Below are 14,996 nucleotides of genomic sequence, written 5' to 3'. Positions count from 1 at the left end.
AAATGGGAGGCGAGGCAGTGGCGTTAGGCGGAGCGGAGGACGAAGTCGTCGCAGCATGCCGAGCCGACGGGAGCGACGCTGAGTTCGCTACCGCCGGTGGTTGTGGCCGTGCTGTTGTGCAGCAGGTGACCCGAGGCTACTGTTGAACGGCGCTGAACCCTTCAAAGGCGATCTGCTGCTGGATCGCGGTCACGATGTTCTTGCGCGTAGCCGGTAGCTGGTTGCCGTCCTTGTCGACGAAGACATCGTGTTGCAGTTCAGCTTCGTCGCCCTCACCGACAAACGAAAAGCCGAGAAACTCGAAGGCTTCACGGTCGACATTGGCTTTCGCGCGCGGGGTGCGCAGAGGGAGGGTGACGCTGATGCCATCCTTGGCGATGACAAACACTTCGGCTTCCTTCTTCACCCGCGCGGCCTTGCTCTTGCTGCCGCCCGGCTGACTGACCGCCTGGTGCGTCTGGTTCAGCACTTTCAGCGCCAGGCCGTAAACCAACTCCTGAAAGTGTGGATCGTCCTTGTAACTGGACAGGATTCGGCTGATCGGAAAACGGGTGCTGAGGTCTTCCAGTGCGGCCATGTCCGCGGCTTCGGCGTCTTTCAATTGCTTGAGCTGACCCATCAACTCATAGGCCTGATCATCGTCGAAACGGTCATGGGCCTGGCGGATGGCGGCGCGCAGTTCACGAATCTGGTCGCTTTCCCGGGTGCTCTGGAAGGCATCGAGCACCATTTCGCTGATGGTTTTCGCCTGTGGCACATGCTGTGAAAGATTGATGGCGTCTTCGTACGCCTGCTTTGAGGACAGGGCAGGCGCTGCTACGTCGGTACGGAAATCAGACATTGAACATCCATTGCTTCATTTACGGGGTTTGAGCGCGAGGCGCCGAAGCGCTTCGCGGGGGAGGGTAAGTTATTTCCCGCCCAGTGCACCACCCGCTGCGCCGCCCAGCCCGGCACCGATGGTGCCCCCTGTGCTGCCGCCCAGCTTGTTGCCAATAACCGAGCCTGCCGCGCCACCCAGGCCGCCGCCGATGGCTGCACGAGTCTTGTGGCCTTTCTTGGCGGTCACGGCGCCGCCTGCTGCGCCCGCCAGGCCTGCGCCAATGGCCGCGCCGTTGCTGCCCCCCATCTGCTGGCCAACGACATTGCCCAGCGCACCGCCCAGACCACCGCCAAGCGCAGCGTTTGTACCGCCGCCCGCCATTGCGCCTTGAGAAATCAGAAGACCCAGAACCGCAGGAAGTATGAATCGCATGTACTCGACCTCGAAGTAAGACAGCGCCAAGGCGCGATGTCGTGGTTGGAGAGAATGCCAGGGGCGCTAGCCTGGATAAAGCGGATCGCCAGAAACAACAAAGCCCGCACGAGGCGGGCTTTGTTGAGGTACTTGGTGGTACACAGTCAATTGAACCCGCTCGGCAATTTACTGATTTTATTGGGTTTTATCAAATGACTTTTAGTCAGGGATACATACAGGGATACACGGTGCTATTTGCTGGGCGGATTTTGATGCTCAGACGCACCGTCCGAAAGTGTAAATTTTACACTCCGACGAACGGTATCGGCGCAGCCGATTGATGATTTGACGATCAGTTGCCTTTTTTCTGCACGGGCGAAGGACTTCTGCCAAATTCGTGAGATACACCGTCAGGTCTGAAGCCCACCAGCGTTCAAAAGGGGTCTATCCATTGGAAATTGAGAGTTTCGCGCAGTGCCTTGCCTATATCTCGGCCACTGCGAAAGAAAAGTCATCGTTCGAGATGCTGATTGCTCCAGCTTCATCGCTCATCGGTATCGTCATTGGCTTTTCGCTAAATTACTTCAGGGACAAGGGCAAGGCCCGCAAGGAGGCAGACAACAAACTGATGTGCGTCGAGGAAGACATTGTCCGAAGCATGCAGGGTGCCCAGCATGTGTTCAAAGAGGTCATCAAGCTGTACGACGACTTCATGGCTGTCGGTCGCCCTGACGGACACAACCTGCCTTCCGAGATCAACACTCCATACATTGATCACCATTTTGTTGGAATTGCCCACTTGCTCACTCAGGACCAACGGCACCTGATCGTATCGACCTTGCCAAGCCTCAAAGAGTTGAATGTCCTGATCCGCAATATTTCAAACTTCCTCCAGATCACTGTTACTGACGCGATTCGGGACTGCAAAAACGCTGCAAGCCTCACTATTTTTTGCGTCGATAACTGCATGGCTTACTTTCACGGCAAGCGGAAGAATCCATCTGACTGGGTCTCGATGGCTGACGAGCTGGGCGTTTCGTCCCTTGTTATCGAGCGACTGCGCCAGCATGGACTTCGCCAGCCGGCGGACTGAGGCGCTGAGCGGAGATGGTCCAGATCTGGACCATCCGCGCAACTTTGCCCGTACCTTCGCTCCCGCAGGTTGCCAAACTGTGGAAACCTGACTGGCAACCTCAGCCGTAGAAACCTTAGTCGCTCTCATGCGTTAGGGTGTTAACTGCGGGCGTCCATATCTCGTGAACCTTGCGTACCGTTCTGCGTACCTTTCAATGCGTACTGCTCAGTCTCGCGCGTAGGGAGTGCTGTATTCGAAGACAATAGCGCTGTATTTAGCTCCGAGGATGCGAACACGGCCAGGCCTCGTACCGCAGGTGGGCGAAACCGTGAATGCCGAGTTTGGATACCGCGGAACGCTCTGATCAATCTGCCCGGTTGGTCTACCCTTACGACTCCACATGGAGGGAACGGTCATGAGCGAAGACAGGGAAAGGGCTTTGATTTTGGCGCTGAAGGCGGTGCTGATCGCTGCAAGGAGGCAGGGCCTCAATGTTGACGAACTGACGGAAGCAGCCATCGACGAGTTGCTTCAGCACAAGGATTACGATTCAGCGTACGTGCCAGCGGCCATCAATGAGATTGAGGTCGCGGCTGATGCGGTGGTTTGATCATGCGTAGCGGAGTCTCTGCGTCGGGAGATTCCGCCACCAGATTCACCTGTTTGTCATCGTTGCCGATTAGAGCGACGGCTGGAGAGCGTTGTCTACGTCTTAGCCTTGACGAGGGCCGTCTTCCACCGCAGGGCCAAGCAAATCGTAATATCGGTAATGAAAGTCCGCTTGCTCCTTGCGACCTTCCATTTTTGCACGCACTGCTTCGCTCAGGTGCCATTCGCGCATCCGGCGCAGGCTTTCCATTTGTCGCTGGGATCGAGAGTTCTGCGGCATGTGTCCTCCTTGACGATTATTTCTCCTTTCACAGTTGAGCTTAGCTATCCGAAAGAGTGCCGAGAATATTTGGGCGAGTGAATTTTCCCGACAAGCGTTACGTCTGTCAGCCGACTCCGTTATTCTCGATGTACGTTCATCGCCTGTTGCGCGAAAATCAAGAACGGAACTGGCCTCTGGATGATCCAGTTCGAAGATTGATGATGGAACAAAGCGATGCCTACAACATTGATAACGGATTGGAATGCTCACTGGCGGCTGAGCGCAGGTAGGGTGGCATGCCGCGGTTGCCAAGCGGAGCAGTTAGAGGACGATCAATCTCAACAATTCAGGCATGCTACCCGCTGCCCCAACAGCGACCGTCGGCGTCCTTGGTCTGACTTGGAGGTCGCGCTCAAAGCCGCTGCGCATCAGGTCAGAACTTGATCACTGATCAACCAGCAACCTGGCCAGCCGATCCTCATATGATTCCTCGCTGTTCGACTCATCGATGCCATACGCCTGGCGCTCGGCCTTGATCAGCTTAAGTTCGGCATCCACTGCGGCGTTCAGCGATCGAGAAAACTCGGCCTGATTGTCGGCATCGATATCGGTCTCTCGGAGAGATTGTCTCAGTTTACCAGAGATCTCACCCAGTTCCTCGAGTCGACCAATTTGAGCGACAACGACACCAGCGCGCTTATCGGAAACATCGGCCACCACCTGGGCATCTTCACGCAGATCCGGCTCTGCGCGATCACTGCGTGAAACCGTGCGTGAGATTTTCTGCCTGGTCGCCGCGCGCACCTGCTCTGTGAGGTCTCGCTGCCAGCCTTGAGCCTTGGCCCTGCTGCGGATCGTGCCCTCTTTGGTGCCATAGGCTTCGGCCAGCGCGCGCAGCGACCCAGCACCAGCGCGGTACGCCCGCTCGATCGCTTCCCAGTCTGGCGCTGAACGCTTGATCATGCTGATTTCCGGCAATCTGCTGCGGTCGCTCGACGGAGGGTGGCGCCATCCATGATAACCCTCCGCAGCTCGGGCTGAAGCGCCTCCTGCCATCGATCTCCCCGCAATCGCCGCATCTTCACCGTCTGCCACTTCAAACCGCGTATCGTCGCCCATACCAGAGCAGGCCGGGTTTCACCATCGAGCGTAACGAGCTGCGCCGCCGCGCAGTGGGTTTTGCGAAGCGGCAAGCGTGGAAGGTTGATTGAGATGTTTCCGACAGTCACTGCTTGCATGTCCAGCCACCCCGAGTAATCCAGATGTGACCAAACTTATGCGACTGGAACTGTTTGGGAGAGATGACTGAGCGGGCCAGAAGCCTTATCTATCGGCCCTTGCGAAGCCTTCGATGATCCAGACGCAGATCACGCCGAACAGATAGAGCGCGACCACTGGCAAAACACCAATCTGCAGGAAGGTGGGAAAGAACTCACCAATCACGCCTTCCGCCCTGCGCCAGCCGGCGAAGCCGACAAACAGCAGCCAGAGCAGCGAGATGATGAGCCACACCCGGCGAAATCCCTGCTTGTAGGCGAAGCGAATACGGACCTTTTGCATGGTGCCCCCTATGCGTAGAGCACCATGATATGGCTTACGGGGTGACGTTGGTAGGCGGCAACTCGATTTGGCCAGGCTTGCGCGCCTGCTCCGTCAAATACACCAGCGGGCCGACTGTCGCGATACGCGCCCGGGCCGATTCGCTCAAGGCTCGTTCCCAAGCCCGATAGGCCTGCGTCCTGATCAGTTGCTTCTCGCGCGCCAGTACGTTTGCCTTAGGCTCTCCGCCAGCAGCCGCGAAGGACTTAAGCAGATTGCCGAGCTGAGGAGATGCCAGAAGATCCGCGGCCCTCTGCTGGATCGGCACAGCGTTCTTCCTCATCCCAGCCACCACAGCGATAGTCGCGCCCAGGCCTGGAACACCAGCGGCATTACCCAACCCCTCTGCAACGAGAGCGGGCTTGGCGATGTCCCAGATCCGGCTGACCACTCCACCTTCGCCCAGATAATCCTCCAGCGCCCCACGCGATACTCCGGTGCGAACAGTTTGCTTGGAGGCATCGGCAATACCTTTGGCAACAGTCGCGATGTCGTCCAGGCGCTTAATTGCATCGTCTGGCAGGTATTTGGCAAACCGATCGCGCGCAGCCCCTTGTCGACTCACGTCGCCCCACCACTTGGAGAATCCGTCTGCTGATAACTGCCGTTGCGCAGATCCAGAAGTGAACGCATCGTTGAGTGCTGTCACGATAGCGTCTTGGCGGCTCGCCTCAGGAATGTGTCGGATGATGTTGTCGAAGTTCTTGAAATTGCCTTGGCCCAGTTGCTTCACCGAAGACCCAAGACTGGTAGCGATTGAGCCGGAGAGGTCTTTGCCCAAAACAGACTGGAGGCTCGATTCCAGTTCTTTGCGCTGGGCAACCACTGATTTCGCACCCTTGTAGACCGATGCCAGCTCAGGGCTAACAGAGTTGACCAGTGCCTCCTGATCCCGGGTGAGCGTGGAATACAGGGCGTCCAATTGGCCCTGTTGCATGTCCTTGAACGGTCCAGTGCGGCTGTAGCCTTGGCCGATCTGTTTTCTGACCAGATCCAGCGCGCCATAAGTCGGGTTTTTCACGATGGTCCGGACAGTGCCAGGAATCAGCGGGTTTGGCTCTGTGACATAGGTTGGCGACAGGATGTTGAGAGCTTTCCTCTCGTTAGCGTTCAGCAGCGGCGCGCCGCCCAGTTCCGCCACCTTCCCCTGCAGGTATGCAATCGTGTTGTCGGCTGGCGCCCGGGTAGTGTTCGGGATCTGCTGACCAATGTAGCGATACAAGTCATCAGCCTGCCCCTTCAAGCCCTCGATTGTCTGGGTCGCGCTACGTTTAAATGCGTCGCTGTACCCGGCCTTGTCAGTGCTGCCACCGAATTCGTTGATGAAGTCGTCTGCGCGCTGCGAAAGCTTGCTGAGAACGTCCGCGCGCTGGGCAGCAATGTCATTGCCCGGCAAGGCGGCAAGAGCGCCCTCGATATTGCGAAAGGTCTGATTCCCGGAGTACTGGGCCGGAGTCAGGCCATTGACGCCCAGACGATCTGCCGCGTCGATAATCGACTGCTGGGGGCGGATCGATTCGGCCAGATCACCCAAAGCAGCATCTGCCCCCCGCTTCGGCGCCATTGCTGCGTCAACGACCGACTTCGCCGTATCGCGCAAGCCCGACTCGCCAGCCGTTGAAAGGCCGCCAGCGGGTGCACTTGGAGGTGTCGCGCTCGCCGCTTCAATACCCGCACCTGGCTGGGGGCCAGGCTTTGGAAGCAGGCGAGTTGGTGTCGCATTCCTCACAGCGCCCGACAACGCGCCGATCACCGATGGTGCTGCGCCACCTATGGCACCACCCAGCAGCGCACCGGTACCGGCTTCTGACAAGCGATCCGACACGTCGCCATCTGCAGAACCGAAACCGTAAGCTCCACCCTGGGCTGCGCCGATCCCCGCACTTTTCGCCGAGGTGGCCGCCAGCGACGCGCGCGCGCCATTGCCAGCCAGCGACGCGCCGCCCGTAAGCAGGGCGGGCGCCACAGCCCCCACCACTCCGCCCACCGCGTTCAGTACTGGGTGCTGATCCTCCGACGCATTGATGTAATCCCGCTGATCGACCAGGTTTTTGTTGTACCGATCGGAGAAGGTCTCCCCTTCATTGCCGGTACCGAAAAGCGGCTGAGCCGCGGCATCCAGACCGGCAAAGAGCTCATCTTTACCGCCGAACAACAGCATGTCTTCAAGACCGTTTTGCACCGCACCAACTCCGCTCACCTGGGGCGCGGCTTTTGGCGTTTGGGTGGTTTGCAAAGACTGCTCTGCCGGACTGTGCTCGGGATAGGCGTCCCACCAATTCTGTTGGCCCTGCTGACTGGAGTCGGCATCCGCAGTGCTTGCCACTGGCGCCGATGCGGCAACAGATGCCGTCGAGGGAGACGCTGCCGGGGCTGCTGCCGCTTGTGCGTCCGCTTCGGGGAACGCTTCCCACCAGTTAGCAGCCATTATGGAACCCTCCGAGTTTTGCCATCCGGCGAGACGAATAGTGTTCCAGAAGGCAGCCCCATCAGGTCTTCACGATTCCGCACCTGCACTGGCTGGTCGGACGACGAGGCCTGCTTGCCGCCTGCAGATGCTGACTTGTACTCTGGGCGATTGGTTTCTCCGGCGAGAATTGCAGCCGCTCCCAGCCCATCGCGAATACCTTGCGTTGCCCGTTCACGTGCCGCATGCTTCTGACGGAGCACAGCATCGCTATCCCCTGCCCTTGCCAGGTAGGTTTTTCCGTACAGATCCGACTCATCCTGCGTGATCGCGGCACCACTATCCTTGCGCAGAAGTGCGTTGATGAACTCCTGCCCAGCTTGCTCCGCCTGCTGGCGACGGCTCGAAACGAGCGTGTTACCAATCCCCGATTGGCCAATCACCGGAATTCCCCTTATCAGGCTATCAACTGTGCCGGTCAGCGCATCGCCGAAATTTGCCAGCTCAGAATTGGAAGCGTTAGCGCGGGAGAAGTACTGCAGATCTTTCGCTTGCTGCTCGGTCAGCTTGCCCGGCCCACCTGTAGCTGCGGCTTCGGCGCGCAATTTCTGCGCGGCCGCATTCTTTTCATCGATCTGAGCCTGAACCAACTGACGCGCCTGATCTTTCGAACCGTCCGGATCAGTCAGCCTGCGATAGTTCTGTCGTGCCGCATCTGTAGCGTTCGGCGCCGTCGCCATTGTCAGAGCATCTTCGAGGCGGTTGGCCTGGCGTGTTTGAGTTGCCGCGGTGATCCCGTTACGCAGGTCTTCAAGTGATTGCTGAGCGCGGCCTGCGTTTTGTACCAAGCCTGCCTGTTTTTGTTGATCAAGCTGCGCCGCTGCAAGATCTGACCGCGTCAGGGGTCTGCTGCTGTCACGGACAATGCCGATGCTTGCGCCCTGATTGGCGCGATAGTTGGCCAAGTTGGCGCGGTCCTGGGCGGCGCCAAGGGCGCGGATATCGTTGGCCCGCTGGAACCGGGTCAGCGCGAGTTGAGAATCACCTGGGGCGCCGACCGACAAGCCGCCACCAATGCCATCCCCGAGATTTGAGGCCGATCCGAGTGAGGAGAACGGCGCAGAAGGGTCTGCCGCGCGCCCGCCGGGCCGAAGATCTGCCAAAGAGGCCGGAGACGGCGCAGTATTGTTGATCTGGCCCTGCATTCTGGCGCCAGCCAGATCTGCGGGTTGATTGCTGAATTCTGGAACTCCATCAGCACCCACACGCGCAGCGATGGCGCTAGATCCCGTGCCTGTGCTGGTTAGCCGATAGGTGCCATCAACTGGCTGCGAACCGTTGCTCGCCGGAGCGGCGGCGGGAGCATCCGGCACCGGGTTGAGATTCAACGAGCTACGCCCAGCCGTAACGGCATTGATCGGCTGTTGAATGCCAGGCGCTGGCACTGTGGTGGACTGTTTTAAACCGTCAGAAAGGCTGGCCATAGCCTGGCTATTGGTTGGATAGGTTGGCGAATTTACTGTGGGGGTCACACCTACCGGCCTAAGAGATTCAAGCGAGGCGACCTGCGGCGGCTGTGCGAGCTGAGTTGGGTTCTTGTAGATATCGCCCAGATGTTGGGGATTCGGGTTCAGTGCAAACTGGTCGCTCTGCGGCTGGGAAGTGGATGCCACACCCCCTGCGACCGCTCCGACTGTTGCTGCTTGACCGGTAGCTCGAGCAATCGGCCCATCGGTCTGCGGTTGAAGTCCGTTTTTGGCTGCGCGCTGAGCCGGTGTCAGGTAGGCCGTGGCCAGGTCTCCGACGATGTCGCCGATTGCCATTGTGTGGTACTCCGCGTTGGGTTAGACAGTGTCATTTCCCTCAGCGTTTGTGACTCAGTCACGCCATACAACAGGTATTTCGGGTGTTTCAGCTTTGACCTCAGATCCGAGGCCGGGCCGGTCATGACATAGTGAAATGGGAGGCCAGGTACCGCTGCAAGCGTTAGCGGATGCCGGAAAATTTGCCGGTATCTATCCAGGGTTTGGGTAGCTTCGGATTTCAAATCCAAGAGAAGCTAATATTGCTTCAAAGTATCCAGTGCGAGGGGAGGGGGCGACGATGCTATATCGTGGCGTGAGTTTGGAGATGCATGAGGCCAACAACGGCCTGATAAAGGTCAGCGGATCTGAAAGCAGCGTTGTGCCACGGCATGACGGGCTCGCGCGGTATGACGGCACTTTCACATACGGCGAGAGCATCGAGAATGCCATAAACGCTCAGCATATTGAGACTGGCACCTGGGACACCGCTTTCATTTCTACGACCACGAACAAAGACGTCGCAATATTCTTCGCTACTCACGATAGGGACCAGCAGCGGTGTCTAGGAGTCGTGTATACGATAGATCCCACTCTGTTTTCGCAATTCGGCGTCGTCAGCGGAACATCTCAGAATCCTAAGCACCCTGATGAGAGTGAAGTCTCAATAGCACCCGGTTCAGGCGAATATATCCCGCGCGAGGTAGTGATTGCTGTGGAGTTCGTCGGGTTCTGATCTCGTATTCAGTCACGCGTTTGAAGCTATCGGGAGGCGATCTAATGTGAGCAAATGTGCTCACATCGCTTGGCTGAGATTTCAGCTCAGCCGAGTGAGACGAATTGGTCTCAGTGGGATGATTTGGTCTGTCTCGCTGGGTGAACGAATCGTTCACCACTCCCCCGGATCGGGGTGGTGGAAAATCGCGAGTCGTTCCGTTTTTCTCGGTACCGAGCCCGAGTGTGTAGAAAACGCCACAGTGTGTTGGTTTCCACACAGTGTGTTGAAAGCCACACGCCCCTCAGACGCTTGGAAGGTGTTGCTTCGGACCTTTCCACGGGTAGGCTCGATAAACGTTGTTCAGAACAGCCTGCAGCCCCTCCATCGATTCGTTGGACACATCAACTTCGCCGAAATGACCATCAACCATGGTTGCCCCGTATCGCGAGCCATTCAGATTATCGAGAATTAGCGCCCCACCAGGAGCTCGAATCCCCCCTGCGTTGACAGGCTTCAGATCAAGGGGCTTATTGTATTTCCCGAGGTACCTCAGCCTGTCCTCAATGTGGTGAGCGGAGTTTCTGACCTCTCTAAGGGTCGGAAACAGGCGAGCCATCTCATCCTTGGCGTCCGTCAACGCGCTCGGCGCACCGGGCTCTTTAGCCAATACGTTGAGAAGCTTGTCAAATGAATCCAAGGCATAGAGGAACGTGCGGGCGTGAACGAACGGTATCCTGTGCTGCAATTCGCGAGGCACAACACCTGAAGCCCACCGCTCCCTCTTGAATATAACTTCCGACTGGAAGCGAATCTGATCCATCAGCTCTCGGTTGAGCATGCCGCCGACCTCGACCTCCAAGGCCTGCTGGATCTCCGCACGTCGTTGAGAATCTCTAAACCACGCATCCCGATCTGGAAAACGTGCGGCGACAGCGCTTTGAGCCTCTTCGAACAAGTTGAGCGCTAGATTTGCCTCAAAAAACTGAGACTGAAGGCTTCTGAGCAATCCTTCAGTGCGCCATGCAAGGCCGCGGTCTTCCAGATCAATCCATATTCCAGGGACCACGATTTCAAAAATATACATAGGCGCTCCGTGCGGTTGAGAAAGTGAGGCGCGTGGGAGGGGACGTATGCGATCCCGCGTTGAAGGCAGACCAAAAGATCCGAATCGGACCATATCGTCTGTCTCAATTGGCTGTTAATCACGCTGCTACATCACTACCACGCCTCGCCCCCGCTGAGTATCATCATGCCAGCCGGTAGCCCGCCGGATTCAGCCAAAGGACCGGCCATGAAAAGAACCATCGCCCTTCTCGCTCTCGCTATCTGCTCACTTCCCGCCATTGCCGAGGTAGCCCAGCCCTCTCCAGAGGTCGTTTGTCAGTACCTTGCAGACTCAGGCCTGAAGGGCCGCAGATGGGTCGCGGATTACGGCGATGGCACGTCCGGTTGCGCGTCTGACTACAAAGACATAGGCAAGGGCTCACCGCTTGCAAACAATCTGGCGTACTACGTCACCGGCGAAGGCCGTCAGGTACACCAGGTGAAGCTGGTCGTGAACTACAACCAGCCGAAATCCGGGTCTGCCGCCACCTCGGCGCTGATCGCTGCCTCGCAGAAGCTTGCTTTGAAGGCCCTGGGCGCGAAGCTCCCTGAATCCGTTTCGTCACTCATCAAAGCAGGCAGGCCGGGCCTGCAAAAGCTGGGCAGCGGCGAGGTCGAGGTGTCTCGCGATGATTGGCCGACTGGAAAGGGCTATGAGATCCACGTAACGATGCGCTGAAGCGATCCGCGCCACGATTTCGCATCATCGTTTTTCGTGGCGCGAAACTGCTATTTCCGTAGCAGTTTCCAGCATGGGGAAAAACCACATCCAAGGATGCGGAAAACCAGCAAACAAGGTTGTGAAGCATAGCCTGGGCTGTGCCTGACACCGGACAAGGTGAGGCTCACGACGACTTTGCCCGCTGAATGGTGGCCAGACTCTCCACTGCCGACCGACAGCCTTCATGCGCGCGTAGAGCGGCGCCCAGCAACATCGCACACAGATCGGGCTCAGTCGCTCGCTGCGCCTGCGCGACCAGGCTGTAAAACAGCGCGTCGAGCGTCTCAGCCTGGGCGGCCATCATTGTTTCTGGGCGAGTAATGTCGCCGGCGACCACCGCGGCGATCTGCTGCGTCACTTCATCGATAACGGCCTGCTCGCTGTATGAGGCGTAGGGTTTGATCCCGCAGATAAACGAGGCGGCTTTCATCTCAGGGGTGAGACCGGCTGCGATGGCTGTAGTGTTCTTGCCAGGCTGTTGCATGGGGATTGCTCCGAGCTTTTGGGGTATTGGGTCAGGTGGGCATTACTTGCGTCATTGGGGCTACGCATGCGCGGTCAGGCACTTCTGCAACAGGTCATCGCAGTACGCAGCGTAGAACGCCTCAGAGAGCGGCCCGCGGCCCGTCAAGCCGTCTCGGTCCACGTCGGCGCTGTCTTCAGCTTTTGCACTGAAGATCAGTCTACGTAGCGACACTGAGCGTCGACCACCGAGCGTCGCACGCCGCACCGGGTTCACGTTGAGGATGTCGCATAGCCGCTCAAAGCCGAGCCGCTCAGCAATCCCGCTGCCATCCATTGACAACAGGCGACCGAACTCAACCAGACGCGCCCGAGCGTATTCGTACTCGTCACGGCGATGTGTCAAGGCCAGGTCTTGCAGCATTTCGATATCTGGCGCAGACCAGGGCAGATCTCGACCAGCCTTCACGGCAGTTCTCAGGCACTGTTTGCGCTCGCGCCAGATGTCGTCTCGGATCGCCACCAAGATACGGCAAGTGCGGCGAGTGACGATCAGGAGGGTGCTCGGCGTGACGTCGGGTTTCGCTGCAATAGCGTGAAGTGCGCCGACAATCTTAGGCATGAGTGATTGCCCATCAGCCCCTTTCAAATCGTCAGGCAAAACATGGTGTGTATGGCTTAAGTAGGAGTGGTTCATATTTGATACCTGTGGCTTCTCAAAAACACCTCCACAGGTACTAAAAATGATACCTGTGGAATTTTTTTCAGGCCTCAATGGTTCATATTTGATACCTGTGGACTGGTCACAGGTATCGTTTTTAAACCGGTAGAAATCGAAATTTCGGGTCTCTCCCAGTCATTTGTAGGTGCTCTATGGTTCCAGCACGGCATCCACGTAAGTCTCCAGGTTCGAGTTTTGGATTGCGTGCGACTGCAGAACAGACTCTCGTCGACTAGTACGATGAAACCCGCTTGCACAAGCTCCGAAAACACCCTCAAAGCCACCACGCGCGAGCAGGGAATCTCCTGCTCCGCTTGTCGCACGCCAAACCCTATCGGCCCGGTTGCTGACCAGTGCCGTTGCATAAGGGTCATGAGTACCTTTGCTTGGGCTGAAAGCCCAAGGTAGGCCGGAGAGGACAGCATGCGCCGCTGAATTGCGACCACTCCTCCAGCCGTGTCGAAAGGTAATTGGCGTTTCTTTGCCATTCAGATAGCTCGACCACTGAGGATTTTTTTTGGAATCGTCACGCCGCGCCATCCGGCTCATAACGCGACAGGAGCGCGCCCAACTGCTTAACAATGGCGTCGACTTGTTTGCGACTCTGCTCGTTGGCTGCGTTGTCTCGTAGCTTCACCAGATCGCCGAAAACGCCGATCAGCATGACCTGGCCGTACTCGTCGATATGTGCAGGCTTGTTGTCGCGCGTGATGCCTGCTGCAACGTCAAAATCGATGACATTACCCATGGCTGGCACCTCCAGCGAAGGTGCGAACTACGACACCGTTGTTTTCGGCGCGCCACTGAGTCAGGTGGTCAATCTCCGCCTGGCTCGATGTAACGGTGGCGTCGGGACTGCGCATCACCTGCCGTCCGTACTCCGCATCGGCGGCAGTGAGAAACGGTCCGAGCAAGGGCTTTTCGCTCTTTGGATGGCTGACGAAAAACAGCGTCGTGGCTTTTTTCAGGCAAGCCGATCCCGTCGGCGCAAGTGCGCCGTTTTTTCGATTCATGTGTTAAACCTCTGTTGAACTACCGCTTAATAGGTCTGCCACTACAAAAGTTTTGTAGTTGTCTCAGTCGAAATTTTCGATCGGTTTGAATGCGTTGGCGCCTTCCCGTAAAGCTCGCAATCCAAGGATGGCAGCCCGACCGATCGAATCCGCGAAGCCGATTTCTAGATTGGTGCTCCGATGAGCCATATCTGAAAGCACTGCGCAGATGACGGTGAACGCCTCTGTCTCATCGACCGCGGCCAATGCGCCAATTTCCTTATCGAAAAAGGCTTTACCTTTGCCAAAATCGCTAGACACACCCGGATTGTTCCTCGGCCAAAAGACAACCCTTCCTCCGCTGTTGCGCCGCGTAAAGCTCAGGTCCTTCCAACTGGTGATGGTGTTTGCGGTATTCATAGAGCACCTCCTGTCCGCAACGAATTACGAAGGAAGCTTTTAACCTGATAGGCCTCGCGCAGCCCCGTAAAACAGTCGAGCTCATCATCCATAACAACGCACCAATCCATGACCTTGCTCTCCCACTGGCAGACATCGAGCATGCCCAGTTCCACGAGTGCGTAAACCGTGCTATCTGGCGATATTTGCTTCATGATCAGCTCGAAGATAACTTTCGAGTTGTCGAAAGATTTCTGCACTGCCAGCAGATCGTCTACGCCTGTTGCTGCAATCTCGAATACTGAGCGATTCATTTCGCACCGCCTTTGCGCGGCTTCTGCTCACGCTGGTAGTGATGAATCGCGTCTTGAAACTCCACGAGGTTGCCGATCAGGGAGCCCAAGCTTTCCAGCATCCAACCGACCCGGGCGACCGCCTGTTCGTCGATGCCAAATTTACCCGCACCTGCGGCACCCATGATGCTTCCAAGCCCCGAGATTCCCTCGGCGAGACACGAAATATTTTGTTCTGCAGCGCTCACCGCTTTGATCTTTTGTTCATCAGTGAGCGCTTCGATGGCTTGATCGCCGGCGATGATTTGTATCCAGCTCATAGCTCACCTCCGCGATCGGCAAGCTCAAGGCTGTTCCATAGCGCGTCGACGATCGCCTTCGCACTTTCGGCAGCGTGAAGTGCCAGCCACGCCGAGTGGCCATCAAATTTCACAGTACCCATTGCCGCATCTTCAATGCTGTCGACAATGATCTCGAGCAGATCTGACGCTTTGTTCAGTGCGTGCTCGGCATCGATTCCCTCCGCGACTTTAAAAATCTTCAACTTTTCAGTGGCGGGACCAACTGCGCTGAATTCTTTCTCGGTTGTCATTAA

The 14,996-nt window shown here is 57.3% G+C and carries 20 protein-coding genes; 4 read left to right on the top strand and 16 right to left on the bottom strand.

The features are described 5' to 3' along the window. Positions 1-136 precede the first annotated feature (136 nt). Positions 137-841 carry a hypothetical protein gene (locus DBP26_RS19430; RefSeq protein WP_108239051.1) on the bottom strand — a complete coding sequence of 235 codons (705 nt, stop codon included), beginning with the start codon at positions 839-841 and terminating at the stop codon, positions 137-139. 69 nt (positions 842-910) lie between these two features. Further along, positions 911-1,255, bottom strand: a complete 345-nt coding sequence (locus tag DBP26_RS19425) for a bacteriocin (RefSeq protein ID WP_108239160.1) — start codon at positions 1,253-1,255, stop codon at positions 911-913. A 433-nt stretch (positions 1,256-1,688) separates the two neighbouring features. Between DBP26_RS19425 and DBP26_RS19415 the strand changes: the two genes are divergently transcribed. Beyond that, positions 1,689-2,330: a hypothetical protein gene (locus tag DBP26_RS19415; protein ID WP_108239053.1), complete on the top strand. Its 642-nt coding sequence runs from the start codon at positions 1,689-1,691 to the stop codon at positions 2,328-2,330. Between the two features lie 397 nt (positions 2,331-2,727). Further along, positions 2,728-2,922, top strand: a complete 195-nt coding sequence (locus DBP26_RS19410) for a hypothetical protein (protein WP_108239054.1) — start codon at positions 2,728-2,730, stop codon at positions 2,920-2,922. A gap of 102 nt (positions 2,923-3,024) precedes the next feature. On the opposite strand, the gene DBP26_RS26995 is transcribed toward DBP26_RS19410, so the two are convergent. From DBP26_RS26995 to DBP26_RS19385, 5 genes are all read right to left on the bottom strand, one after another. Beyond that, positions 3,025-3,201, bottom strand: a complete 177-nt coding sequence (locus DBP26_RS26995) for a hypothetical protein (protein WP_158541409.1) — start codon at positions 3,199-3,201, stop codon at positions 3,025-3,027. A 426-nt stretch (positions 3,202-3,627) separates the two neighbouring features. Further along, positions 3,628-4,146 carry a hypothetical protein gene (locus DBP26_RS19405; protein ID WP_108239055.1) on the bottom strand — a complete coding sequence of 173 codons (519 nt, stop codon included), beginning with the start codon at positions 4,144-4,146 and terminating at the stop codon, positions 3,628-3,630. A 360-nt stretch (positions 4,147-4,506) separates the two neighbouring features. Further along, positions 4,507-4,743: a hypothetical protein gene (locus tag DBP26_RS19395; RefSeq protein ID WP_108239056.1), complete on the bottom strand. Its 237-nt coding sequence runs from the start codon at positions 4,741-4,743 to the stop codon at positions 4,507-4,509. A 34-nt stretch (positions 4,744-4,777) separates the two neighbouring features. Beyond that, positions 4,778-7,210 carry a hypothetical protein gene (locus tag DBP26_RS19390; RefSeq protein ID WP_108239057.1) on the bottom strand — a complete coding sequence of 811 codons (2,433 nt, stop codon included), beginning with the start codon at positions 7,208-7,210 and terminating at the stop codon, positions 4,778-4,780. Then, a complete protein-coding gene (locus tag DBP26_RS19385) occupies positions 7,210-9,012 on the bottom strand; it encodes a hypothetical protein (RefSeq protein ID WP_108239058.1) in 1,803 nt (600 codons plus the stop codon). Before DBP26_RS19385 ends, DBP26_RS19390 begins: the two co-directional genes overlap by 1 nt. Before the next feature lie 280 nt (positions 9,013-9,292). Here DBP26_RS19385 and DBP26_RS19380 point away from each other — a divergent pair, with 280 nt between their 5' ends. Further along, a complete protein-coding gene (locus tag DBP26_RS19380) occupies positions 9,293-9,727 on the top strand; it encodes a hypothetical protein (RefSeq protein WP_112235849.1) in 435 nt (144 codons plus the stop codon). 283 nt (positions 9,728-10,010) lie between these two features. Here the strand turns inward: DBP26_RS19380 and DBP26_RS19375 are convergent, their stop codons facing one another. Then, positions 10,011-10,793, bottom strand: a complete 783-nt coding sequence (locus DBP26_RS19375; protein ID WP_108239060.1) for a hypothetical protein — start codon at positions 10,791-10,793, stop codon at positions 10,011-10,013. Positions 10,794-10,886: 93 nt separating this feature from the next. Between DBP26_RS19375 and DBP26_RS19370 the strand changes: the two genes are divergently transcribed. Next, positions 10,887-11,492 carry a DUF6030 family protein gene (locus DBP26_RS19370; RefSeq protein WP_349254554.1) on the top strand — a complete coding sequence of 202 codons (606 nt, stop codon included), beginning with the start codon at positions 10,887-10,889 and terminating at the stop codon, positions 11,490-11,492. 166 nt (positions 11,493-11,658) lie between these two features. Here the strand turns inward: DBP26_RS19370 and DBP26_RS19365 are convergent, their stop codons facing one another. The 8 genes from DBP26_RS19365 to DBP26_RS19330 all read right to left on the bottom strand — a co-directional run bounded on the left by DBP26_RS19365 (position 11,659) and on the right by DBP26_RS19330 (position 14,993). After that, positions 11,659-12,018 carry a hypothetical protein gene (locus DBP26_RS19365; RefSeq protein ID WP_108239062.1) on the bottom strand — a complete coding sequence of 120 codons (360 nt, stop codon included), beginning with the start codon at positions 12,016-12,018 and terminating at the stop codon, positions 11,659-11,661. A gap of 60 nt (positions 12,019-12,078) precedes the next feature. After that, complete coding sequence (locus DBP26_RS19360) at positions 12,079-12,693, bottom strand: hypothetical protein (RefSeq protein ID WP_108239063.1); 615 nt, start codon at positions 12,691-12,693, stop codon at positions 12,079-12,081. Between the two features lie 550 nt (positions 12,694-13,243). Next, positions 13,244-13,465 (bottom strand): hypothetical protein, encoded by a 222-nt coding sequence (locus DBP26_RS19355; protein WP_108239064.1) that lies wholly within the window; start codon positions 13,463-13,465, stop codon positions 13,244-13,246. After that, the gene (locus DBP26_RS19350; protein ID WP_108239065.1) at positions 13,458-13,730 is read right to left on the bottom strand and encodes a hypothetical protein; all 273 of its coding nucleotides are present in this window, start codon (positions 13,728-13,730) and stop codon (positions 13,458-13,460) included. Before DBP26_RS19350 ends, DBP26_RS19355 begins: the two co-directional genes overlap by 8 nt. 63 nt (positions 13,731-13,793) lie before the next feature. Beyond that, positions 13,794-14,129, bottom strand: coding sequence for a hypothetical protein (locus DBP26_RS19345; protein WP_108239066.1), 336 nt, complete (start codon positions 14,127-14,129; stop codon positions 13,794-13,796). Continuing rightward, the gene (locus tag DBP26_RS19340) at positions 14,126-14,422 is read right to left on the bottom strand and encodes a hypothetical protein (protein WP_108239067.1); all 297 of its coding nucleotides are present in this window, start codon (positions 14,420-14,422) and stop codon (positions 14,126-14,128) included. The genes DBP26_RS19345 and DBP26_RS19340 overlap by 4 nt, the downstream gene beginning before the upstream one ends. Next, positions 14,419-14,721 (bottom strand): hypothetical protein, encoded by a 303-nt coding sequence (locus tag DBP26_RS19335; protein WP_108239068.1) that lies wholly within the window; start codon positions 14,719-14,721, stop codon positions 14,419-14,421. Before DBP26_RS19335 ends, DBP26_RS19340 begins: the two co-directional genes overlap by 4 nt. After that, positions 14,718-14,993: a DUF3077 domain-containing protein gene (locus DBP26_RS19330; protein WP_158541410.1), complete on the bottom strand. Its 276-nt coding sequence runs from the start codon at positions 14,991-14,993 to the stop codon at positions 14,718-14,720. Before DBP26_RS19330 ends, DBP26_RS19335 begins: the two co-directional genes overlap by 4 nt. Between the last annotated feature and the right edge of the window lie 3 nt (positions 14,994-14,996).

It is taken from the genome of Pseudomonas sp. RIT409 (assembly GCF_003052515.2).
Classification (GTDB): Bacteria; Pseudomonadota; Gammaproteobacteria; order Pseudomonadales; family Pseudomonadaceae; genus Aquipseudomonas.
Note: the sequence above shows the minus strand (reverse complement) of the source record. Positions and strands in the feature narration are given on the sequence as shown.